Source organism: Planotetraspora kaengkrachanensis (assembly GCF_016862895.1).
GTDB classification, from domain to species: domain Bacteria; phylum Actinomycetota; class Actinomycetes; order Streptosporangiales; family Streptosporangiaceae; genus Planotetraspora; species Planotetraspora kaengkrachanensis.
In genome coordinates, this window is sequence record NZ_BONV01000019.1 from 49,000 (window position 1) to 69,939 (window position 20,940).

The following is a 20,940-nucleotide window of genomic DNA, read 5'->3' on the forward strand; positions in this document are numbered from 1 at the left end:
CACGCTCCATGAGCGCGTCACATCGGTCGCCTGTGACTGTCGGGACGGATCCTCTCGGCGAACCGCTCGCCCCGCAACGCCCGTTCCACGAGGTCGATGGCCTGCGCGAGCCGTACGAGCCGGGGCCCCTCGCTGCGATAGGCCTTGAGCACCGCCTCGACGGCGTGCGGAGGCAGGTGATCCTTCAGGTCCACGGCGGCGCCGCGATAGCCCTCCCGGGCGGCCTGGATCGACGCGCGCACGTGGTGGGCGGCCATCCGCGCCAGCGCGACCGGGTGGCGGCGCAGCACCGCGTAGGCGCGGTAGTCCGGCGGCACCGCGTCGAGCAGCCACGCCGAGGCCGACGTCTCCCAGTCGGGACTGTCGGGCGGGCGAACCTCCTGCGGCCATCCCGGCGGCACGTACATGGCCACCAGTCTACCGAACGTCAGTTCGATCTCTAATGAGTGGCAGACGAGTCCGAGAGGGCTGGTGGACAATGGCGGGCGTGGTGCCCATATTCAGCCGTATGTCCGCCGGAGCGACATGAAGCTTGGAATCATCGGTGCGGGAATCCTCGGCCTGGCCGTCGCCAGGGAGATGGCGCGTTCGGGCGCCGAGGTGACCGTGCTGGACAAGGAAGCCGACGTCGCGGCCCATCAGACCGGGCGTAACAGCGGCGTCGTTCACGCCGGGATCTACTACACCCCCGGTTCCCTGAAGGCGACCCTCTGCCGGGACGGCATGGCGATGCTCAGGGAGTACTGCGCGGAGCACAGGCTGCCCTACGACGAGGTCGGCAAGCTCGTCGTCGCGTCCACCCGTGCCGAGATGGCGGGACTGCGCAGGATCGCCGACCGCGCCAGGGAGAACCGGGTGCCGGGCATCGCGGAGGTCGACGCGCTCGGGCTGCGGGAGATCGAGCCGGACACCGTCGGCGTGGGCGCGGTCCACTCGCCGCACACCGCCATCACCGACTTCCCTGCCATCGCGCGCCGCCTCGCCGCCGACGTGACGGACATGGGCGGCTCCGTACGGCTCTCGCATCCCGTCCGGGGCATCAGGGAGACGTCCCGGGGGGTCGAGGTGGTGGCGGGAACGTCACGCTTCACCTTCGACCGGCTCATCTCCTGCGCGGGACTCGGCACCGACCGGGTGGCGGCGATGGCCGGCGCGCCGGGAGACGTGCGGATCATCCCCTTCCGCGGCGAGTACTACAAACTGACGGACACGGCGAAGACCATGGTGCGCGGGCTCATCTATCCCGTGCCCGACCCCCGTTACCCGTTCCTCGGCGTCCACCTCACCCGCAGGATCGACGGCGAGGTGCTGGTCGGGCCGAACGCGGTGCTGGCGCTGGCGCTCGAGGGCTACTCGTGGGGCGAGATCTCCCTCAAGGACCTCCGGCGGATCGTGACCTGGCCGGGCACCCGGCGCATGGCGGCGACGCACTGGCGCACCGGCGTGCGGGAGGTGTACGGATCGCTCGCGAAGCGGTCGTTCCTGGCCGCGGCGCGGCGGTACGTGCCCGCGCTCACCGCGGACGACATCGTCAAGACGCGAGGGGGAGTCCGGGCCCAGGCGGTGGCGAGGGACGGCGCCCTGCTCGACGACTTCTCCATCGACGTGCACGGGCGGATCGTCCTGGTCAGGAACGCCCCGTCGCCCGCCGCGACGTCGAGTCTGGCCATCGCCCGGCACATCGCTTTAACGGCTCCCTTAACTTCCAACTCCTAGAGTGCTTGATGCCATGGTCAACGCATCTCCCGAAGCACGGCTGCTCGTCGTCGAGGACGAGCCGAACATCCTTGAACTGCTGGCCGCGAGCCTGCGGTTCGCCGGATTCGAGGTCAACACCGCCTCCAGCGGAGGCGAGGCGGTCTCGGCCGCCCAGCGCCACCGGCCGGACCTGATCGTTCTCGACGTCATGCTGCCCGACATGGACGGTTTCGACATCGTGCGCCGGCTGCGCGGCGGCGGAACGCACACCCCAGTGGTGTTCCTCACCGCCAGGGACGCGACCGAGGACAAGGTCCGCGGCCTCACCCTCGGCGGCGACGACTACGTGACCAAACCCTTCAGTCTCGAAGAGGTGGTCGCCAGGATCCGGGCCGTGCTCCGCCGTACGAGCGGCGACCCCACGGCGGTGCCTCCCCGGCTGACCTTCGCCGACATCGAGCTCGACGAGGAGTCGCACGAGGTGTGGCGCGGCGGCGCGGCCGTCCCGCTCTCGCCGACCGAGTTCAAGCTGCTGCGGTACTTCATGGCCAACGCCGGGCGGGTGCTGTCCAAGGCCCAGATCCTGGATCACGTCTGGGACTACGACTTCCGCGGCGACGCGGGAATCGTCGAGTCCTACGTCTCCGTGTTGCGCCGCAAGCTCGACAACGCCAATCCGCGGCTCATCCACACCCTCAGAGGAGTCGGATACGTGATGCGGACACCGCCGTCCACCGCCTGAGCGTCGTGTCAGGGCGCACGCCGCTGCGGATACGACTGAGCGCGGCCATGCTGGCGCTCGTCGCCGTGGCCATGGCCGTCATCGGTGTGGGCAGTGTCTCCGCCCTCCGCCACTACCTCGTCTCCCGGGTGGACCTGCAGCTCGCGATGGTCACCCAGGACGTGGTCCTGCGCCTGGAACGCGGGCCGATGCTCCTGGCCAGGCTCAGGGTCCCGCCGGAGGGCCGCGTCGAGGTCCGCGACCCTACGGGCAAGCTGATCGCCGCGCAGGCGGGGATGGCCGTCGAGACCCTGCCCGGCCCGGCCTCCGTCACCTCGCAGACGCCCCGGACCGTCCCCGCCGTGTCCGGCGACGGGCTGTGGCGTGCCCGGGTGGTCCCGGTCTCCGGTCTCGGCACCGTGGTCGTCGCCGTCGACTTCGCCTCCGTACGCCAGATCACGGGGCGGCTCGCGCTCATCGAACTGCTGGTCGGCGGCGTCGTGATGGTCGTCCTCGCCGTCGTCGGCGTCGTGATCGTACGGCGGAGCCTGCGTCCGCTGACGGAGATCGAGCGGACCGCGGAGGACATCGCCCAGGGGAGCCTCAGCAGCCGGATCCCGGATCGCGACCCCCGCACCGAGGTCGGGCGGCTCGCCCGGTCTCTGAACGGCATGCTGGCCCAGATCGAGACGGCCTTCGAGGCCCGCGCGGCGTCGGAGGCGTCCGCACGCGAGTCTGAGGCCAGGATGCGGCGCTTCGTCGCGGACGCCTCACACGAGTTGCGCACGCCCCTCACGTCCATCAGGGGGTTCGCGGAGTTCCACCGCCAGGTTCCGGACGCCGACGCCACCCGGTTGATGGCGCGGATCGAGAGCGAGGCGGCCCGCATGGGCCTGCTCGTCGAGGACCTGCTACTGCTCGCCCGGCTCGACCAGCAGCGCCCGCTCCAGTCGGAGCCCGTCGACCTGCTCGCGGTGGCCGCGGACGCCGTCCACGACACCAGGATCCTGTGCCCCGACAGGGACGTCACCCTCGACGTCGACAGTGACGTGGCGCTCATCGTCATGGGAGACGAGGTGCGGTTGCGGCAGGTCGTCGGGAACCTGATGAGCAACGCGACCATCCACACTCCCGGCGGGACCTCCATCGCGGTCCGGCTCGGGGCGACGGGCTCGCGGGCCTTCGTGGAGGTCGCCGACCAGGGGCCCGGGCTCACCGCGGAGCAGGCCGCGCGCGTCTTCGAGCGTTTCTACCGCGCGGATCCCTCGAGGACGAGGCCCTCCGGAGGCAGCGGCCTCGGGCTCGCCATCGTCGACTCGCTCGTGCGGGCGCACGGGGGCGAGGTCGGCGTCCGCACGGCGCCCGGTGAGGGTGCGGCCTTCCGCATCGTCCTCCCGCTCGCGCCCGAGGCCCTGGACGTCGACGAGGATCCCGACGACTCCGAGGACGCCGACCTCGCCGAGGACCTGTCCGGCGAGGCTCTGCTCGATGAGGCCTCGTTCGAGGCGGAGGAAGCGGTCTCGGCCGCTCCCGACGCGCCCCGCTGACGACCGCCCGACAGGAGGCGCCCGCTCGCGGAGCGGAGTCTCAGCTCACCTCGGGGAAGCCCTCGTCGGGGAAGCCGCCGCCCGAGGATCCGCTCGGCAGGACGACCTGGTCCCCGTCGGTGAGCCCGTCGACGATCTCCACGTACTGGTCGCCGCGGATGCCGGTCTTCACCGTCCGCTGCACCTGGCCGCCGCCGGCCTGCCGGACCGTCACCGTCGCCGTCCCGTCCGCGAGAGTCCGTACGGCCTGCGCCGGCACGTACAGGGCGTCGTCGGCCGTTCCGGTGGTCACCTGTGCGGTCGCGCTCTGCCCGAGCAGCAGGTTGGCCGGCCGGTCCTCGAACGAGATCGTCACGCCGTAGCGGACGAGCCTGCCGCTCGTCGTCGCCGTGGGGTCGATGTGGGCCACGGTGCCGTCGTACTCCTCGCCCGGATGGGTGGCCAGCGTGATCGTGGCCTTCTGGCCCACCTTGAGCGACTGGACGTCCGACTGGGTGAACATCGCCTGCATCTGGAGGTCGCCGAGGTCGCCGAGGGTGATGAAGGTGCCGGACGTGTACTGCGTGCCGACGGTTCCCGCGACCGACAGGATCGTGCCGTCGGCGGGAGCCTTGATCTTCACTCCCGCGAGCGCCTGCCTGGCGTCGGCGAGGTCGGACGTCGCCTTGCTGACGGCCGCCTCGGCCTCCGCCTCGGTCATCGGCGTCCCACCGCCACCGCCGCCACCGCGGCCCCCCGAGCCGCCGAAACCGCCGCCGCCCCGGCCGGAGCCGCCACCCTGTCCGTCACCCTGACCGCCGCCGGGTCCGCCCTGGCCGCCCCCGCCCTGCCCGGGCGTTCCGCCTCCGGGAGTACACGTCGGCGAGGGGGTCGCGCTCGGAGGCGCCGAGTGCGTCGGTGTCGGCGTCGCGTGCGTGGGAGTCGGAGTGGGAGTGGGCGTCGCGGTCGGTGTCGGTGTCGGTGACGGTGAAGGTGTCGGTGTCACGGTCGGAGTGACGGTCGGGGTGGGCGACGGGCTCGGGTGCTTGGTCCAGGTCTGCCGCGCCCGGCCGGTCGAGGCGTTCGCGGACGACGTGCCGGCGGCCTTCGCCGCTCCGGAACCGCTTGCCGCCCCGTGGCCCGTCGTACGGCCGGCGGAGTCCGGTGTGGGCGTCGCCGACGCGAGCGGCGGGTGCTCCCGTCCGCGACCGTCAGAGTCGTACGACACCAGGGACACGTTGAGGGCGAGCCAGCCTTGGCTGGTCGCCACGTTCCCCGACATTGAGGCGGGAGTGGTCGCGCAGGACGTCACGGAACCTCCGGAGCCGGAACCACCGGAGGACGAGCCCGACGAGCCGTGTCCCGACCCGGCCGACGACGAACCCTGGCCGGAGGTCGTGCGGGCCATGGCCGGAACGACCGTGACGCCTCCGGAGGAACCCCCCGTGGAGGTCACCGACGTCCCGCTCTCGATCTTGTCGAGGGTGTCCTGCGCGGCGGCCAGGGACGCCTTGGCGGCGTCGTAGTCCTCGCGCGCGATCGTGTCGTCGATGCGGGCCAGCACGCGGCCCTTCTTCACCTTGTCCCCGACCTTGACGTCGAGCTTCTGCACCGTACCGGCCGCGCCGAACCCCAGATCGCTCACGCCGTCGTTGACAGTGTTGCCCGCGGCGGAGACGTACGCGGACACGGTGCCGCGCTTGGCCGCGGCGAGCGAGATCTGCCCGGCCGCGGGGGAGCCCCCGTCGCTCACACGGAGGACGGCGAAGCCTGCGATGGCGACCCCGGCGAGGGCCAGTCCCCCGACGCGGATCGGAATGCTCGGTGTCATGGCGGCCATCCTCGCGACGCCACGTCACCGCTCCCTTGGCCCTGCCTGAGAGTTATCTGAAAATGCGACTTCCAGGAAACTGTCAGCATCGGCCGAGGTTGCCCGAAGCGGGATCCGCCAGGGTTCAGCGTCGTGAAGCTGTCGACGAAGCGCAGAGCGCTGATCATCAACGGCGTCCTCGGAGTGTTGCTGCTCGGTGGAGTCGGCGTGGCCTGGGCCTCCCTGGGAAACGACTCATCGAATGAGGCGGCCCCCCTGACCACGCGTGTCACGCGGGCGACGGTGTCGTCCACGGTGTCGGCCTCCGGTTCCGTCGCGAGCTCCCGGACGAGATCTCTCGATTTCGGTACGAGCGGCACGGTCGAGTCGATCGCCGTCGAGACGGGCGACAAGGTGAAGAAGGGCCGCGTGCTCGCGCGCCTCGACGACACCGCGGCGCAGGAGAGCCTCGACGCGGCCAAGGCCGCCCTGGACGCCGCCGACGCGGGCGACACCTCGACCGCGTCGGGCTACTCGCAGTACATCAGCGCGCGGAACTCCTACCGGTCGGCCGAGCGGGCCGTCGCGGGTACGGAGATCAAGGCACCCTTCGCCGGGACCATCGTGGCGGTGAACGGCTCGGAGGGCGGCCCGTCCGGCGGTTCGGGAGGCGGCACCTCGTCCAGCGGTTCGTCGGGAGGTTCCGGGTCCGGTGCGGGCGCCGGCGCCTCGAGCGGCGGATCGTCGAGCGCCTCCGGCACGTCGAGCACGGGCAGCGGGTTCATCGAGATCGCCGATCCGGCGCGCCTGCAGATCGTCGGCCAGTTCACCGAGGCCGACGTGACCAAGCTCAAGCTCGGCCAGGCGGCGACCGTCACCTTCGACGCACTGACCGGGGTGACCGCGACCGGCAAGGTGAGCGTCATCGACCCGCAACCGCAGACCAACAACAACGTCGTCCAGTACGCCGTGACGATCTCGCTGAGCGACGTGCCGAAGACCGTGCGGCTCGGCCAGACCGCCAACGTCCAGGTCACCGTCGCCACGGCGGACGACGCGCTGGCCGTGGCGAACGCCGCGGTCACCACCGCGGGCGGCCGCAGCACCGTCAGGGTCCTCGAGAACGGCAAGCAGGTCGTGAAGCCGGTCGAGATCGGCGTGAAGGGCGACACCCTCACCGAGATCAAGTCCGGGCTTCAGGAGGGCGACCAGGTCGTCAGGACCCTTCCCACGACCACCGGCACCGGCGGGGGCTTCCAGTTCCCCGGCGGCGGCGGGTTCGGCGGCGGAGGCGGAGGCGGCGCCTTCGGCGGCCGGGGAGGCCGGGGATGACCGGGCAGATGGCGCCGGTCCTCGACATCAGGGCCGTGGCGAAGGTGTACGGCGAGGGCGAGACCGCGGTGCACGCCCTCCGGGGCGTCTCCGTGAAGGTCGAGCGGGGCGACTACGTGGCGATCATGGGCGCCTCCGGGTCGGGCAAGTCGACGCTGATGAACATCATCGGCTGCCTCGACATCCCGTCCTCGGGGAGCTACCTGCTCGACGGCACCAATGTGGGCGTGCTCGACGAGGTGCGCCTGGCGATCGTCCGCAACCGCAAGATCGGCTTCGTCTTCCAGTCGTTCAACCTGATTCCGCGGATGAGCGCGCTGGCCAACGTGGAGCTGCCACTGGCGTACGGCGGGGTGAAGTCGGCGGAGCGGCGCACGAGGGCGCTGGCGGCGCTTGACCAGGTGGGCCTGGCCGAGCGGGTGGGCCATCAGCCCAACGAGCTGTCCGGTGGCCAGCAGCAGCGGGTCGCACTCGCCCGCGCGCTGGTCACGTCGCCGACCCTGTTGCTGGCCGACGAGCCGACCGGAGCCCTGGACAGCAAGTCCAGCGACGACGTGATGCGGATCTTCGACGGGCTCAGCGCTACCGGCCGGACCATCGTGCTGATCACGCACGAGGACGACGTGGCCGCCCACGCGAAGCGCGTCATCCGGTTGATGGACGGCCAGGTGGTCGAGGACGTCCGCAGGTCGCCGGTCGGCGGCCTTCCCCCACGGCTGGCAGAGGTGACGACGTGAACCCGTTCGAGGTCCTGCGCTTCGCCCTACGGGGTCTGGCGGCCAACAAGCTGCGCAGCGCGCTGACCACGCTCGGCATCCTGATCGGCGTCGCGGCGGTGATCCTGCTGGTCGCCGTCGGCGAGGGGTCCTCGCAGCAGATCCAGCAGAACATCCAGCGGCTGGGCGCCAACTCGCTGACCATCTCCCCGTCCACGTCGGGCGGCGGTGGGGGAGGCGGAGGCGGCGGCGGGTTCGCCCGCGCGCTCGGCGGCGGTGCGGGCGGCGGGCGGCAGCAGGGTTCGGGCCCGCGCACCCAGGCCAAGGACCTGACGGTCGACGACGCCCGAGCGCTGGCCGACCCGTCGAGTGCGCCGTCGGTCAAGAGCGTGTCCCCGGTCGTGACGGCCCAGTCTCAGACGGCGACGTACGAGGGGGCGAGCCACACGATCCAGCAGCTCGTCGGCACGTATCCGAGCTACTTCGAGGCGTCGAACAAGCCCGTGGTCAAGGGCACGTACTTCTACAACGACGACGTGATCGCGGCCAGGAAGGTCGTGGTCATCGGGAACACCGTGGCCCAGGAACTGTTCGGCGCCGTCGACCCCGTGGGCAAGCAGATCGTGGTGTCCGGCGTGCCGTTCACGGTCGTGGGCGTGCTGAAGGAGGCCGGCTCGTCCGGCTTCCAGGACGCCGACGACGTGGCGATCGCGCCGCTGCCCGCGGTGCAGCAGAGCCTGACCGGGTTCGGGCCGCTCGGCCAGATCCTGGTGCAGGCCAAGAGCGCCGAGGCGGTGGACTCCGCGCAGGCCGAGGTCACCGACATCCTCAACCAGCGGCACGGCATCACCGGGACGGCGACGGCCGACTTCCGCATCCTCAACCAGGCGACGCTGCAGGAGACGGTCAGCGCCGCGACCGGCACGTTCACGGTGCTGCTCGGCGCCGTGGCCGCGATCAGCCTGCTCGTGGGCGGCATCGGCATCACGAACATCATGCTGGTCACGGTCACCGAGCGGACCAGGGAGATCGGCATCCGCAAGGCGATCGGCGCGCCCCGCGGGGCGATCCTCGGTCAGTTCCTCGTCGAGGCGACCGTGCTGAGCCTCGTCGGCGGCCTACTGGGCGTGCTGATCGCGGTGATCGGCGCCCAGTTCACGATCGCCGGGGTCAAACCCGTGCTGGTGCCGCTGTCGATCGTGCTGGCGCTCGCGGTCTCGGTCGCGATCGGCCTGTTCTTCGGCAGCTACCCCGCCAACCGCGCCGCCAAGCTGCGGCCGATCGAAGCCCTGCGCTTCGAGTGACAGCCAGGAGATGAATGTGAGCAGGCACAAGGCTGCGGATGTCCTGGAGATCTCGCCCTTCGACGACGATCTCCAGGCCGAACTGGCGGCTCAGCCCGCCCGGCGCGGGCCGTCGAAGCTGACCATGTTGCTCGGCGCGGGCGTCGTGCTCGTCGCCGGGTTCCTCGTGGGCGTCCAGGCGCAGAAGCACGCCGCCACCTCCTCAGGCTCCGTACCGTTCGGGGCCCTGCTGTCCGGCCAGGGCAACGCCGGCGGGCAGCGGGGGCAGGCCGGCGGTGGGGGAGGAGGACGCGGGGGTGGCGGCGGCGGTTTCGCGGGCGGCGGCTTCGGCGGTGGCGCCGCCGCGAACGCGACCTTCGGGACGGTCAAGCTCGTCGACGGCGACAAGATCTACGTCCAGACCGCGGACGGGGGCGTCGTCACCGTGAAGACCAGCACCTCGACCAAGATCCAGGTGTCCAAGGCGGGGAAGGCGAAGGATCTCAAGACGGGCAGCGTGGTCGTCGTCGCGGGAGACAAGGACGCGCAGGGGGTCGTCGACGCCACCTCGGTCACGCAGAGCGGCGCCCTCGGCGGCAGGGGGGCGGGCTCATGACGGCCCAGGCGAGGCTGCTCGTCGTCGACGACGAGCCGAACATCCGGGAACTGCTGTCGGTGAGCCTGCGCTACGCGGGATTCGACGTCGTGACGGCCTCGGACGGCCGGGAGGCCGTCCAGGTCGCGGAGCGCACGAGACCGGATCTGATCGTGCTCGACGTGATGCTCCCCGACATGGACGGCTTCGCCGTGGCGGCCCGGCTCAAGGCCACCGGCCGGCGCATCCCGGCGGTGTTCCTCACGGCCAGGGACGCGAGCGACGACAAGCTCGCCGGGCTGGCGCTCGGGGACGACTACGTCACCAAGCCGTTCAGCCTCGACGAGGTCCTGGCGCGGATCCGGGCGGTGCTGCGCCGCACCCGCGGCGAGGCCTCCGCGCCGCCCCGCCTCCAGGTCGCCGACCTGGAGCTGGACCAGGACGCGCACCAGGTCTGGCGTGGAGGCAGGCCCGTACGGCTGTCGCCGACCGAGTTCAAGCTCCTGCACTACTTCATGATCAACCAGGGCCGGGTGTTGTCGAAGGCGCAGATCCTCGATCACGTGTGGCACTACGACTTCGGCGGCGACCGCAACGTCGTGGAGTCGTACGTGTCCTATCTGCGGCGGAAGATCGACAACGCCGACCACAAGCTCATCCACACGCTTCGCGGCGTGGGCTATGTTCTCCGTGCGCCGCGCCAGTGAGCTGAGACGGCGTCTCCATGTGAGGGTGGCACGCACCCCACTCTGGCTGCGCCTCGTCGGGGGGACGCTGCTGCTCGTCACGCTCGCCGTCGCGCTGACGGGCGGCTTCGCCGTCCAGTTGCTGCGCGGTTATCTGGTGCAGCGGGTCGACACGCAGCTTCTGACGATGGGCAGGCGCCCGCCGGAGCTTCCGATCGAAGCCTTTCCGCGTCAGGCGGGCCTGCAGGGAGGGCCGCTGCGGTTGTTCGGCTCGTTCTACATCGTCCAACTCGACGGGACCGGCGCGGTCCTGCGTACCATCCAGGAGCCGCCGAACGCCGACCTGCCTCTGCTGCCCCGGCCGGACGGAGGCGGCCACGGGCTGTTCACGGTCGAGTCCCCGTCGGGATCGAAGTGGCGGGCGATAGTGGCGCGCGACGACGCGGGCGGGTTCCGCGCGGTCGCGATGAACCTGAACGAGATCGACGGCACGGTCTCCCGGCTGGTGGCCATCGTGTCCGGGGTCGGCTTCGCCGTGCTGGTCGCCCTGGGTGTCGCCTGCTACTGGCTTGTACGGCGAAGCCTGCGGCCGTTGGGCGAGATCGAGCGGACCGCGGAGGCGATCGCCTCCGGCGACCTGTCGCGCCGCGTGCCGCTCCGGCATCCAAGGACCGAGATGGGCCGGCTCGGCCGGTCGATCAACGGCATGTTGTCCCAGATCGAGGCGGCCTTCCGGGACCGGGAGGCATCGCAGGAGCGGATGCGCCGCTTCATGGCGGACGCCTCACACGAGCTGCGCACCCCGCTCACCTCGATCCGCGGGTTCGCCGAGCTCGCCCGGCAGCAGCGGTCGGCGGACCCCCTGCGTCTGGTGCGCAAGATCGAGGATGAGGCGGCCAGGATGGGCCTGCTGGTGGACGACCTGCTGCTGCTCGCCCGCCTCGACCAGGAGCGCCCCCTGGAGCGGCAACCGGTCGACCTGCTGAGCCTGGCGGCGGGCGCCGTCCTCGACGCCCAGACGCTCGCCCCGGACCGGGAGATCGACCTGGTCCGCCTGGACGGGTCCGACCAGCCTGTCTACGTGCTCGGCGACGAGACGCGGCTGCGCCAGGTGGTCGGCAACCTCATGCGCAACGCCCTGAAGCACACGCCCCCCGGCACGGCCTTCCGGGTCGGGGTGGGCGTGACGTCCGACGTCGAGCAGGCCGCCGTGCTCGAGGTGGCCGACGACGGCCCCGGACTGTCCCGGGAGGACGCCGAACGCGTCTTCGAACGGTTCTACCGGGCCGACCCCGCACGCAGCCGGTCCGCCTCGGGTGGGACCGGACTGGGCCTGTCCATCGCCGCGGCCCTCGTGCAGGCCCACGGCGGCACCATCACCGCGGAGAGCGAGCCGGGCCATGGGGCGACCTTCCGGGTTCGCCTCCCCTCCTGTTCGCCCGTCAAGAAAGGCTAGGTAGATCCCATGCGCTACGTACATGTCGCGGTGGCTGCGGCGCTTGCGGTCGCGGTCGCCGGATGCGGCGGGAGCGACGGAGGCGGGAGTACGACGGCGGCCGCAGCGCCGAGCGGCGACCAGCGAGCCGCCTACACCGCGTGTCTCCAGAAGAACGGCGTGACGCTGCCGAGCGGGCGTCCGACGGCGAGGCCCAGCGGCCGCCCGTCGGTGCGGCCGAGTGGCCGCCCCAGCGGACGTCCGAGCGGCGGGTTCGGCGGGTTCGGCGGCGGATTCCGGTCGATGTCGCCCGAGATGCAGAAGGCCTTCCAGGCCTGTGCATCCCTCATGCCCCAGGGCGGCGGCGGGTTCCGCCGCGGCGGCGGGAACGGAAACGGGACCGGGGCCGACGCGAGCGCGCTGCAGGCCTTCCGCACGTGCATGAAGGACAACGGCGCCGACCTTCCCGAGGGTGCGGGCATGCGCAACATCGACAGGAGCGACCCCAAGGTGGCCAAGGCGCTGGAGAAGTGCCGGCCCCTGCTGCCGACGCCCGCCGCGTCGCCGAGCGCCTGAGCCCGGTTCGGCCGTGGCGGGATGGGCCGTCCCCCGAGCCCCGCCCAGTGTCTCCCCTTCGCGGAAATTGTCACTGATCGCGGCGTTGGGGGGCCCGGGCACGGGGAAAGCCGGGGGTATGGAGGGAAACGTAGGGCTACTCGCGGCCCTCCAGAGCCTGCGTCACCACCTCGAGCCGGATCTGTTCCCCCTGGCGATCGGTGACGTCGCGGCGGACCGGCGTGCCCTGAAGGAGCTGCGGGGGCAGCTCGACGACTACCTGCTGCCCCGCCTCGCCGCCATCGACGCGCCGCTGCTCGCGGTGGTCGGAGGCTCGACAGGCGCGGGAAAGTCCACGCTGGTCAACTCGCTCGTGGGCGAGAGCGTCACGGAGCCCGGCGTGCTGCGCCCGACGACGCTGGCGCCGACCCTGGTGGCCAACCCGGCCGACTCGGCCTGGTTCACCTCGACGAACATCCTCCCCGGCCTGCCGCGGGTCACCGGAGACGGCCGCGGCGAGCCGGGCACCCTCAGGATCGCGACCGCAGACCTCCTCCCCCCCGGGCTGGCGCTGCTCGACGCCCCCGACATCGACTCGGTCGTCATCGCCAATCGTGAGCTGGCCGCCCAGTTGCTCGCCGCCGCCGACCTGTGGTTGTTCGTGACCACGGCCGCGCGGTACGCCGACGAGGTCCCGTGGAGCTTCCTGCGTACGGCCAGGGAGCGCAGCACGGCCCTCGCGGTCATCCTCCAGCGGGCGCCGTCGGAGGCCCGCGCGCCCGTCACCGCCGATCTCACCCGGCTCCTCAGGGAGAACGGCCTCGGCGGAACGCCGCTGTTCGTCGTCTCGGAGCTGGAGTTGCCGTCGGAGCACGCCCGGCTGCCCGCGCAGGCCGTGCAGCCGATCGCCACGTGGCTGGCCGGGCTGTCGGCCGACGCCAGGTCCCGCTCCGCCGTGGTGCGGCGGACGTTGACGGGCGCGCTCGACAGCCTGGGCACCCGGGTGCCCGCCCTCGCCGACCGGGTCGACCGCCAGCGGGCCGGGATAGCCGAGCTCCGCGCCGTGGCGGAGCGGGCCTACGACTCGGGGATGTCGGCGTTCGACGAGGGCATGCGCGACGGCCTGCTGCTCCGCGGCGAGGTGCTGGCCCGCTGGCAGGACTTCGTCGGCACCGGGGACCTCATGCGATCTCTGGAGTCGCGCATCGGATGGTTGCGCGACCGCCTCACCGCGGTGTTCACCGGGCGGCCCGCGCCGGCGAAGGAGCTGCGAACCGCGCTCGAGAGCGGGATCGAGTCGCTCGTACGCGCGAGCGCCGACGGCGCCGCGGAACGGGCAGTGGAGTCGTGGCTGGCCATGCCCGCGGGCCGTGACCTGCTCGAGCGTTCCGGCGTCCGGATCAGCGGGCGGCTCGGCCGCGCCTCCCCTGACCTGCAGTCGCGGGCGGCCACGGCCGTGCGGGCCTGGCAGGGCTACGTCCTCGACCTCGTCAGGTCGGAGGGCGCGGATCGGCGGACGACCGCACGCGCCGCGTCGTTCGGCGTCAACAGCCTGGGCCTGCTGCTCATGCTGGCGGTGTTCACGTCCACCGGCGGGATCACCGGCATCGAGATCGGCATCGCGGGCGGCACCACCGTGCTGAGCCAGAAGTTGCTGGAGGCCATCTTCGGCGACCAGGCCGTGCGGACCCTGACGCAGAACGCGCGGGAGGACCTCCGCCACCGGGTGCGCGAGATCTTCGATCTTGAGCAGGCCAGGTTCACCTCGCTGATCGACGGTCTCGGGCCCGCGGACGACACGGCCGCCCGCCTCAGGGAGGTAGTGAAGGCCGTACAGGAGAGAGGCGCCCTGTGAAGCTCCTGCGCGGCAAGACGGAGGCGTCCCTGGACGACCGGCTGGCGGCGCTCGCCGAGGCGGCGGACCTGGCCGAGGGACGGCTGGACCAGGCCGAGGTCGACCGCGCCCGTGCCGTGGTCGACCGTGCGGGTGTACGGCGCAGCCTGTCGGTGGATCACACGGCGGTCGCCCTGGCGGGTGCGACGGGCAGCGGGAAGTCGTCGATCTTCAACGCCCTGGCAGGCACGGACCTGGCCGAGGTGGGCGCCACCCGGCCCACGACCTCGCAGGCGCAGGCCGCCCTCTGGAGCCCCGAGGGCTCGGGGCCGTTGCTCGACTGGCTCGGCGTGCCCCTGCGTCACGTGGTGGGGGAGGGCTCCGGGCTGATCCTGCTCGACCTGCCCGACCACGACTCGATCGTGCTCTCCCACCGGCTGGAGGTCGACCGGCTCGTCGGCGTGGTCGACCTGCTCGTGTGGGTGCTCGACCCGCAGAAGTACGCCGACGCGGCCGTGCACGAGCGCTACCTCAAGGCGCTGGGCCGGCATCGCGACTCCATGCTCGTGGTGCTCAACCAGATCGACCGACTGCCCGAGCGGGCGGTCAGGCGCTGTCTCGACGACCTGCGCGGACTGCTGGCGGCCGACGGTCTCGAGGGGGTCCCGGTCCTCGGCGTCTCGGCCCGTACCGGTCAGGGGCTGCCCGACCTGCGGGCCGCGCTCGACCGGAAGGTGTCCCGCCGTACGGCGTGGGCGGCGAGGCTGGCCGCCGACGTGGGCGCGGCGGCCGACGTCCTGTCGGAGACGGCGGGCGGGACCGTTTCCGCGCCCGTGCCGCAGGCCGCGCTGGTCCGCCCGTTGTCGAGGGCCCTGTCGGAGGCGGCGGCGGTGCCGCTGGTGGTGCGGTCGGTCGCCAAGTCGCACCGCCACCGCGCGGTCGCGGCGACGGGGTGGCCGGTGACCCGGTGGGTGCGCGGGCTTCGTCCGGATCCGCTCCGCCGCCTCCATCTGGCGGGCAGGGGCCGTACGTCGTTGCCCGCGCCGACGGCCGTGCAGCTCACCATGGTCGACACGGCCGTGCGCGATGTGGGCGCCGCGGCGTCGGAGGGCCTGCCCGAACCCTGGGCCGCCGCCGTACGGCATTCGGCGCGGGCGCGGTCGGACGAGCTGGGAGACGCGCTCGACCGGGCGGTGGCCAGGGCCACGCTCGGCGCCTCGAAGAGACCGCGCTGGTGGCGGGTGATCGGGACGCTTCAGTGGCTGGTGACCGGGACGATGGCCGCCGGGGCGCTGTGGCTGCTCGTTCTGGCCGCCCTCGGCTACCTGCTGCTTCCGCGGCCGCCCACGCCCACGGTGGGACAGGCGTCCTGGCCCACCGTGCTGCTGCTCGGCGGCGCCGTGGCCGGGGTGCTCGTCGCCCTGCTCTCCCGGGTCGCCGCGTGGATCGGCGGACGGCGAAGGGCCCGCAAGGTGGCCAAGACCTTGCGGGCCGCCATCGACCGCGTGGGCGAGGAGCTCGTGGTCGTCCCCGCCTGTGAGGAGCAGAGCCGCTACGTGCGCTTCGTCGACCGGGTGGCGTCGGCCGGCTGAGCGTCGGGAAGCGCCGAGTCGGCAAGCGCGGACTCGGAGAGCGCGCCGAGGTCGGCGGAGCCTGGCCCGAGCTGGCGCGGACCGGTCGTCTCGCTGTCCTCGGCCGCGGCCTTGGCCTCGGCCGCGGCCTGCTCGGCCGCCGCGACGGCCTCGCTGCCGGCCCGGCTCGGCTCGCGCTCACGGGTGGCCGGGGACGCGGGCAACGCCTCGGTGAAGGCCTTGGAGATCCCCTGCAGGGCTCCCGTCACCTCACTCGGGATCACCCAGAACGTGTTGCCCTGCCCCTGGGCGAGCTGGGGAAGCACCTGGAGGTACTGGTAGGCGAGCAGCTTGGGGTCGGGGTCGTTGCGGTGGACGGCCTGGAACACCTCGTCGATCGCCTGGGACTGGCCCTCGGCCTTGAGGATCTGCGAGGTCCGCTCACCCTCGGCACGCAGGATCGCGCTCTGCTTCTCGCCCTCGGCGGTCAGGATGTTCGACTGCCGCTGGCCCTCGGCCGTGAGGATCGCGGCGCGCTTGTCCCGCTCGGCGCGCATCTGCTTCTCCATGGCCTCCTTGATCGACTTCGGCGGGTCGATCGCCTTGATCTCCACCCGGTTGACCCGGATGCCCCACTTCCCCGTCGCCTCGTCGAGCACGCCGCGCAGCTGGCTGTTGATGGTGTCGCGCGAGGTCAGCGTCGACTCCAGGTCCATGCCGCCGACGACGTTGCGGAGAGTGGTCACGGTGAGCTGCTCGACGCCCTGGATGAAGTTGGCGATCTCGTATTCGGCCGCTCTGGGATCGGTGACCTGGAAGTACAGGACCGTGTCGATGTCGACGACCAGGTTGTCCTCGGTGATCACTGGTTGCGGCTTGAACGACACGACCTGCTCGCGCAGGTCGATCAGCGGGCGGACCCGGTCGATGAAGGGCAGGACGAAGTTCAGCCCGGGGGCCAGCGTCCTGGAGTAGCGCCCCAGGCGCTCGACGTTGGCGGCTCTGGCCTGCGGCACGATGCGAACCGTCCGCAGCACCGTGAACACCGCGAGGACGGCGACGACGATGAAGGCGATCAGGGCTGCGTCCATGCTCACTCCCGTGGATATACGAGGGCCGTGGCGCCCTCGATCTCGATGACGTCCACCGTGGCCCCCGGTGGGATGACGAGCGTCTCGTCGTAGGCCCGCGCGGACCACTCCTCGCCGCCGATGCGGACCCGGCCGTCACGGCCGGTGACCTCCCTGGTCACGTACGCGGGCTTGCCGACCAGCGCGGACACCCCGAAGCGCTGAGCCGGCGGCTGCCGGATGTGCCGCATGGCGATCGGCCGCACGCCGATGAGGCCGGCCCCGGCGGCCAGGACGAAGACGATGATCTGGAGAGCGGGCGGGAGGCCGACGGCGGCCACCCCCGCGGTGAGGAGCGCCGCGACGGACAGGATCCCGAGCGCCGCGGTCAGCGTGAAGATCTCGGCGACGCCGAGCGCCGCGGCCAGGATGATCCAGATGATCCACGAGTCCATTGCCTCGCCTCCATAGCAATGAACGGATTCCGATCGGGCAGGGTTCCTCCCTTTTACATTAACTCTGTATGGGAAGTCAGCCGCCCTGAGCCGGTTGTTGTGGGCGAATTGCCGAAATTTTCAGCATTTGTCCGTAACCGGATTGTCGGCCAATTCGCCGTCCATGACGTGGACGTATTCAGCGCCGGGTTTCGAACCTGCCGTCGACCTGGGCGGCGACGCCGTCCTGCCCGGCGGCCACGGCGTTCACCACGTATTCGGTGCCGGGTGTGAGCGCCCGGGACGACCGCCACCTCGTGCGGGAGGCGTCGAAGGAGCCGGGGACGAGGTCACGCCCGGCGTAGGCCAGCACACTGGTCAGCCTCCCTCCGTCCGCCGTGACGGTGAGCCCGTGTTCCGTCGGGGCCGAGACCGTGTCCGGCGCCGGAGACATCGTGATCCGAGGAGCCGGAGGGACCACCCGCGCGCAGGCCGCCAGTAAGAGCAGGATCATGACCGCTGCCGTGTGCCGCATCGCCCCACAGTAGCGGCGGGTGACGACACGAACACACTAGGTGGCCGGAAGGATCCTCCCCGACACCTCGCCCAGGCTGAGACCGCCCGGCGTGACGGCGGAGATGGTGACGATGTCGCCGTCCTCGAGGAAGGTCCTCTTCTCCCCGTTCCTGAGCTTGAGCGGCTCGGCTCCGTTCCAGGTCAGCTCGATGAGGGAACCAGGCCGGCCGTCCGCGGACACGGTGCCGCTGGCGAACAGGTCGCCCGTCCGCAGCGACGCGCCGTTCACGGTCATGTGGGCGAGCATCTGGTCGGGCGTCCAGTACATGTGCCGGTACGGCGGCGCCGAGACCGGCTCCCCGTTGAGCTCGACGCCGAGCGTGAGGTCGAGGCCCCACGGGGCCGACCTCCTGAGGTAGGCGACCGGCTCCGGGTCCTGGGCCGGTCCCTCGACCCTGGCGTCCTCCAGCGCCTCGAGCGGAGTGATCCACGGCGAGATCGAGGTGGCGAACGACTTGCCGAGGAAGGGGCCGAGGGGGACGTACTCCCAGGACTGGATGTCCCGCGCGCTCCAGTCGTTGAGCGGGGTCACTCCGAAGACGTGGTCCTCGAAGGCGCCGGCCCGCTCGCCGAGCGCGGTGGGCACGCCGACGACGAACCCGAGTTCGGCCTCGATGTCGAGCTTCTCCGTCGGCCCGAACGACGGGCGCTGCCCGCACGGCCGCCTGATCGGCGTGCCGGAGACCACCACCGTGCCCGCCCGCCCGTGGTAGCCCACGGGGAGATGCCGCCAGTTCGGCTTCAGCGGCTCCTCGTCCGGCCGGAACATCCGGCCGAGATTCGAGGCGTGTTCGAGGGAGGCGTAGAAGTCGACGTAGTCGGCCACCTCGATCGGCAGGTGGAGCGTCACGTCGCCGAGGGGGACGAGGTGCCGGGGGTCCCCGGACTCCGCCACCCGCCTGATGCGGGCCCGCGCCCGCGCCCACGCCGTACGGCCCAGCGCCATGAAGGCGTTGAGGGACGGCGAGGCGAAGACCGGGTCACCCAGGGCGGGGGCGAGGTCGAGGACGTGGTCCCCGATCCGCACGCCCACCCGTGGGGCCTGTCCGGGGCGGGAGAACACGCCGTAGGGCAGGTTCTCCACGCCGAAGCTCACGTCCGCACCGCCCACGTCCAGGCGTAGCCGGGGTCCTCGCAGGCGAGGGCGGCCGGGCCGAGGTCGAGGGGGCGGAAGGTGTCGAGCATGACCGCCATCTCGCTGGTCGTGGACAGCCCCTTGCGCACGGCCTCGACGACGGCCTCGACCGCGCCGGGCTGGGGACCGTGGGTGAAGCCGGCCGGATGCAGCGACACCGAGCCGACGTCGATGCCCGAGCCCTTGCGTGCGGAGTAGTCGCCGCCCGCGTAGAACATGAACTCGTCGGAGTCGACGTTGTGGTGGTTGTAGGGGATCGGCACGGCCTCCGGGTGGAAGTCGAGCGGCCGGGGGCAGAACGAGCAGATCACGAAGCCCGGGCCTTCGAACGTCTGGTGGACCGGCGGCGGCGCGTGGGTGCGCTTCACGATGGGCTCGAAGTCACGGATGTTGAAGACGTACGGGTAGAGGCAGCCGTCCCAGCCCACCACGTCGAAGGGGTGGTTGGCGTAGGTCAGCCTGGTCAGCCCGCCGCGCGTGCGGACCAGGACGGCGACCTCCTCGCCGTCCACGAGCAGCGGCTCGGTCGGCGCGCGCAGGTCGCGCTCGGAGTAGGGGGCGTGCTCGAGGAACTGGCCGTACTGGGACAGGTAGCGCTTCGGCGGGCGGATGTGGCCCGCGGCCTCGATCACGAGCGCGGTCACCGGGCCGTCGGGCACCCAGCGGTGGATCGCCCCGGTCGGCACGACGATGTAGTCGCCTTCGCCGACCTCCATGGCACCGTAGGCGGACTCGAAGCGCGCCCGTCCGCTCGCGATGTACACGCACTCGTCCCCCATCGAGTCGCGGTACAGCTCGCTGGGCGCGCTGGTCGCGGCGTACGAGATGCGGACGTCGGAGTTGCCCGCGAGCAGCAGGCGACCGGACACAAGGTCGCCGTCAGGACGCAGGTCCTGCGTGCGGAAGTGGCGCGGAGACAGCGGGAGGTTCGGGTTGAGCCCCTGGGCGCCCTGGTCGACGGCCTCCGCCTTGACGATCGCCGTGGGCGCGTAGCGGTGGTAGAGCAGCGAGGAGTCGGACGAGAAGCCCTCCTCGCCCATCAGTTCCTCCTGATAGAGCCCTCCGTCGGGCCTGCGGAACTGCACATGACGCTTGTCCGGTACCTCGCCGACGACGCGGTAGTACGGCATGGCGACCCTCCATGTCCGAATATCGGACGCATGCGTCCTCTATACGTACGACGATCCGCCAATGTGCACCAGATGTCAAACCGCTGCCTATGGTGAAAAATCGGTCCGTTTCGGATGGGCGAGTGCGGCCGCGACGTCATCGGCGGCGGCGAGCACGAGAGGGCCGACCGCGTCCACGTCCAGGTCGCTGAAGGTCACCACGCCCACCGAGGCCTCCAGCCCGGCGAGCCCCCGGACGGGCGCGGCGAGGCCACGGGCGCCCTCCTGGAGCTGGTCTCTCGTCAGATGCAGCGGCGGCTCCAGGCTGCCCGACCGGAGCGCCAGGAGGGCCAGCCCGGCCGCGCCGCGCGTCAGCGGGTGCCGCGAGCCCTCGCGGTAGGCCACGTGGAAGTCCGTCCAGGACGGCTCCACCACGGCGACGGCCAGGCCGTCGTCGCCCTCTGCCACGGTCAGATGGGCCGTCGCGCCCGCCCGCTCGGCCAGTGTCCGCAACGCGGGCAGCGCGGCGGCGCGCAGCAGCGGCTGCACGGCCTGGGCGAGGGTGAGGACGCCGAACCCCAGATGCACCCGCCCCTCCGCGTCGCGGCGGGCGAAACCCTCCTCCTGGAGGGTGGTGAGCAGCCGGTACACGGCAGGCCGGCTGAGGCCGAGCTCGTGGGCGAGTTCGGTGGGCGTGTGGCCCCCGTGGCCGTCCGCGAGCAGCCGGAGCAGCCGTAACCCCCGTTCCAGCGTCTGTGCCGACTCGGCCGTCATCATGTTCCCGATCGTCGAGCGGGTGGATGGACCCAGGATTCAATGCTACCTACGCCCTACGTAGCCTACATGCGATGTAG

At 71.8% G+C, this 20,940-nt stretch carries 20 protein-coding genes; 12 read left to right on the forward strand and 8 right to left on the reverse strand.

Annotation, left to right across the window (positions count from 1 at the left end):
• Window positions 1-17 precede the first annotated feature (17 nt).
• The gene (locus tag Pka01_RS21675) at window positions 18-407 is read right to left on the reverse strand and encodes a hypothetical protein (protein ID WP_203884659.1); all 390 of its coding nucleotides are present in this window, start codon (window positions 405-407) and stop codon (window positions 18-20) included.
• Between the two features lie 118 nt (window positions 408-525).
• Here Pka01_RS21675 and lhgD point away from each other — a divergent pair, with 118 nt between their 5' ends.
• The 3 genes from lhgD to Pka01_RS21690 are packed head-to-tail and all read left to right on the forward strand — an operon-like array spanning window position 526 to window position 3,966.
• A complete protein-coding gene (gene lhgD / locus Pka01_RS21680) occupies window positions 526-1,716 on the forward strand; it encodes an L-2-hydroxyglutarate dehydrogenase (protein WP_203884660.1) in 1,191 nt (396 codons plus the stop codon).
• 13 nt (window positions 1,717-1,729) lie between these two features.
• The gene (locus Pka01_RS21685; protein ID WP_203884661.1) at window positions 1,730-2,440 is read left to right on the forward strand and encodes a response regulator transcription factor; all 711 of its coding nucleotides are present in this window, start codon (window positions 1,730-1,732) and stop codon (window positions 2,438-2,440) included.
• A gap of 5 nt (window positions 2,441-2,445) precedes the next feature.
• Complete coding sequence (locus Pka01_RS21690; RefSeq protein ID WP_239115183.1) at window positions 2,446-3,966, forward strand: HAMP domain-containing sensor histidine kinase; 1,521 nt, start codon at window positions 2,446-2,448, stop codon at window positions 3,964-3,966.
• Window positions 3,967-4,006: 40 nt separating this feature from the next.
• On the opposite strand, the gene Pka01_RS21695 is transcribed toward Pka01_RS21690, so the two are convergent.
• Entirely contained in the window at window positions 4,007-5,776 is a 1,770-nt protein-coding gene (locus Pka01_RS21695) for an efflux RND transporter periplasmic adaptor subunit (protein ID WP_203884662.1), read from the reverse strand.
• A 132-nt stretch (window positions 5,777-5,908) separates the two neighbouring features.
• Here Pka01_RS21695 and Pka01_RS21700 point away from each other — a divergent pair, with 132 nt between their 5' ends.
• The 9 genes from Pka01_RS21700 to Pka01_RS21740 all read left to right on the forward strand — a co-directional run bounded on the left by Pka01_RS21700 (window position 5,909) and on the right by Pka01_RS21740 (window position 15,783).
• A complete protein-coding gene (locus Pka01_RS21700) occupies window positions 5,909-7,087 on the forward strand; it encodes an efflux RND transporter periplasmic adaptor subunit (RefSeq protein WP_203884663.1) in 1,179 nt (392 codons plus the stop codon).
• On the forward strand, window positions 7,084-7,824 hold the full coding sequence (locus Pka01_RS21705) for an ABC transporter ATP-binding protein (protein ID WP_239115184.1): 741 nt from the start codon (window positions 7,084-7,086) through the stop codon (window positions 7,822-7,824). The genes Pka01_RS21700 and Pka01_RS21705 overlap by 4 nt, the downstream gene beginning before the upstream one ends.
• Window positions 7,821-9,107 carry an ABC transporter permease gene (locus tag Pka01_RS21710; protein WP_203884664.1) on the forward strand — a complete coding sequence of 429 codons (1,287 nt, stop codon included), beginning with the start codon at window positions 7,821-7,823 and terminating at the stop codon, window positions 9,105-9,107. Before Pka01_RS21705 ends, Pka01_RS21710 begins: the two co-directional genes overlap by 4 nt.
• A gap of 16 nt (window positions 9,108-9,123) precedes the next feature.
• Window positions 9,124-9,702, forward strand: a complete 579-nt coding sequence (locus tag Pka01_RS21715) for a hypothetical protein (protein WP_203884665.1) — start codon at window positions 9,124-9,126, stop codon at window positions 9,700-9,702.
• Window positions 9,699-10,388 (forward strand): response regulator transcription factor, encoded by a 690-nt coding sequence (locus Pka01_RS21720; RefSeq protein WP_203884666.1) that lies wholly within the window; start codon window positions 9,699-9,701, stop codon window positions 10,386-10,388. The genes Pka01_RS21715 and Pka01_RS21720 overlap by 4 nt, the downstream gene beginning before the upstream one ends.
• 25 nt (window positions 10,389-10,413) lie before the next feature.
• The gene (locus tag Pka01_RS21725) at window positions 10,414-11,823 is read left to right on the forward strand and encodes a sensor histidine kinase (RefSeq protein WP_239115185.1); all 1,410 of its coding nucleotides are present in this window, start codon (window positions 10,414-10,416) and stop codon (window positions 11,821-11,823) included.
• A 9-nt stretch (window positions 11,824-11,832) separates the two neighbouring features.
• Complete coding sequence (locus tag Pka01_RS21730) at window positions 11,833-12,378, forward strand: hypothetical protein (protein WP_203884668.1); 546 nt, start codon at window positions 11,833-11,835, stop codon at window positions 12,376-12,378.
• Between the two features lie 118 nt (window positions 12,379-12,496).
• Window positions 12,497-14,212: a GTPase family protein gene (locus Pka01_RS21735; protein ID WP_203884669.1), complete on the forward strand. Its 1,716-nt coding sequence runs from the start codon at window positions 12,497-12,499 to the stop codon at window positions 14,210-14,212.
• Complete coding sequence (locus tag Pka01_RS21740) at window positions 14,209-15,783, forward strand: GTPase (protein ID WP_203884670.1); 1,575 nt, start codon at window positions 14,209-14,211, stop codon at window positions 15,781-15,783. Before Pka01_RS21735 ends, Pka01_RS21740 begins: the two co-directional genes overlap by 4 nt.
• Here the strand turns inward: Pka01_RS21740 and Pka01_RS21745 are convergent.
• From Pka01_RS21745 to Pka01_RS21770, 6 genes are all read right to left on the reverse strand, one after another.
• Complete coding sequence (locus tag Pka01_RS21745) at window positions 15,744-16,853, reverse strand: SPFH domain-containing protein (RefSeq protein WP_203884671.1); 1,110 nt, start codon at window positions 16,851-16,853, stop codon at window positions 15,744-15,746. The two genes, Pka01_RS21740 and Pka01_RS21745, sit on opposite strands and share 40 nt — an antisense overlap.
• Window positions 16,854-16,855: 2 nt before the next feature.
• Complete coding sequence (locus Pka01_RS21750) at window positions 16,856-17,287, reverse strand: NfeD family protein (protein ID WP_203884672.1); 432 nt, start codon at window positions 17,285-17,287, stop codon at window positions 16,856-16,858.
• A gap of 178 nt (window positions 17,288-17,465) precedes the next feature.
• Window positions 17,466-17,801: an Ig-like domain-containing protein gene (locus tag Pka01_RS21755; RefSeq protein ID WP_203884673.1), complete on the reverse strand. Its 336-nt coding sequence runs from the start codon at window positions 17,799-17,801 to the stop codon at window positions 17,466-17,468.
• 36 nt (window positions 17,802-17,837) lie between these two features.
• A complete protein-coding gene (gene fahA, locus Pka01_RS21760; RefSeq protein WP_203884674.1) occupies window positions 17,838-18,938 on the reverse strand; it encodes a fumarylacetoacetase in 1,101 nt (366 codons plus the stop codon).
• Window positions 18,935-20,107 carry a homogentisate 1,2-dioxygenase gene (locus tag Pka01_RS21765; protein WP_203884675.1) on the reverse strand — a complete coding sequence of 391 codons (1,173 nt, stop codon included), beginning with the start codon at window positions 20,105-20,107 and terminating at the stop codon, window positions 18,935-18,937. The genes fahA and Pka01_RS21765 overlap by 4 nt, the downstream gene beginning before the upstream one ends.
• Before the next feature lie 87 nt (window positions 20,108-20,194).
• Entirely contained in the window at window positions 20,195-20,863 is a 669-nt protein-coding gene (locus Pka01_RS21770) for a helix-turn-helix domain-containing protein (RefSeq protein WP_239115186.1), read from the reverse strand.
• Window positions 20,864-20,940 lie beyond the last annotated feature (77 nt).

Bases quoted from the DNA above. Each gene is read 5' to 3' on its own strand.
- Pka01_RS21745 (WP_203884671.1), bottom strand. From the start codon at position 16,853: ATGGACGCAGCCCTGATCGCCTTCATCGTCGTCGCCGTCCTCGCGGTG.
- Pka01_RS21750 (WP_203884672.1), bottom strand. From the start codon at position 17,287: ATGGACTCGTGGATCATCTGGATCATCCTGGCCGCGGCGCTCGGCGTC.
- Pka01_RS21705 (WP_239115184.1), top strand. From the start codon at position 7,084: ATGACCGGGCAGATGGCGCCGGTCCTCGACATCAGGGCCGTGGCGAAG.
- Pka01_RS21675 (WP_203884659.1), bottom strand. From the start codon at position 407: ATGTACGTGCCGCCGGGATGGCCGCAGGAGGTTCGCCCGCCCGACAGT.
- lhgD (WP_203884660.1), top strand. From the start codon at position 526: ATGAAGCTTGGAATCATCGGTGCGGGAATCCTCGGCCTGGCCGTCGCC.
- Pka01_RS21765 (WP_203884675.1), bottom strand. From the start codon at position 20,107: ATGCCGTACTACCGCGTCGTCGGCGAGGTACCGGACAAGCGTCATGTG.
- Pka01_RS21685 (WP_203884661.1), top strand. From the start codon at position 1,730: ATGGTCAACGCATCTCCCGAAGCACGGCTGCTCGTCGTCGAGGACGAG.
- Pka01_RS21730 (WP_203884668.1), top strand. From the start codon at position 11,833: ATGCGCTACGTACATGTCGCGGTGGCTGCGGCGCTTGCGGTCGCGGTC.
- Pka01_RS21720 (WP_203884666.1), top strand. From the start codon at position 9,699: ATGACGGCCCAGGCGAGGCTGCTCGTCGTCGACGACGAGCCGAACATC.
- Pka01_RS21735 (WP_203884669.1), top strand. From the start codon at position 12,497: ATGGAGGGAAACGTAGGGCTACTCGCGGCCCTCCAGAGCCTGCGTCAC.
- Pka01_RS21770 (WP_239115186.1), bottom strand. From the start codon at position 20,863: ATGATGACGGCCGAGTCGGCACAGACGCTGGAACGGGGGTTACGGCTG.
- Pka01_RS21695 (WP_203884662.1), bottom strand. From the start codon at position 5,776: ATGACACCGAGCATTCCGATCCGCGTCGGGGGACTGGCCCTCGCCGGG.
- Pka01_RS21755 (WP_203884673.1), bottom strand. From the start codon at position 17,801: ATGCGGCACACGGCAGCGGTCATGATCCTGCTCTTACTGGCGGCCTGC.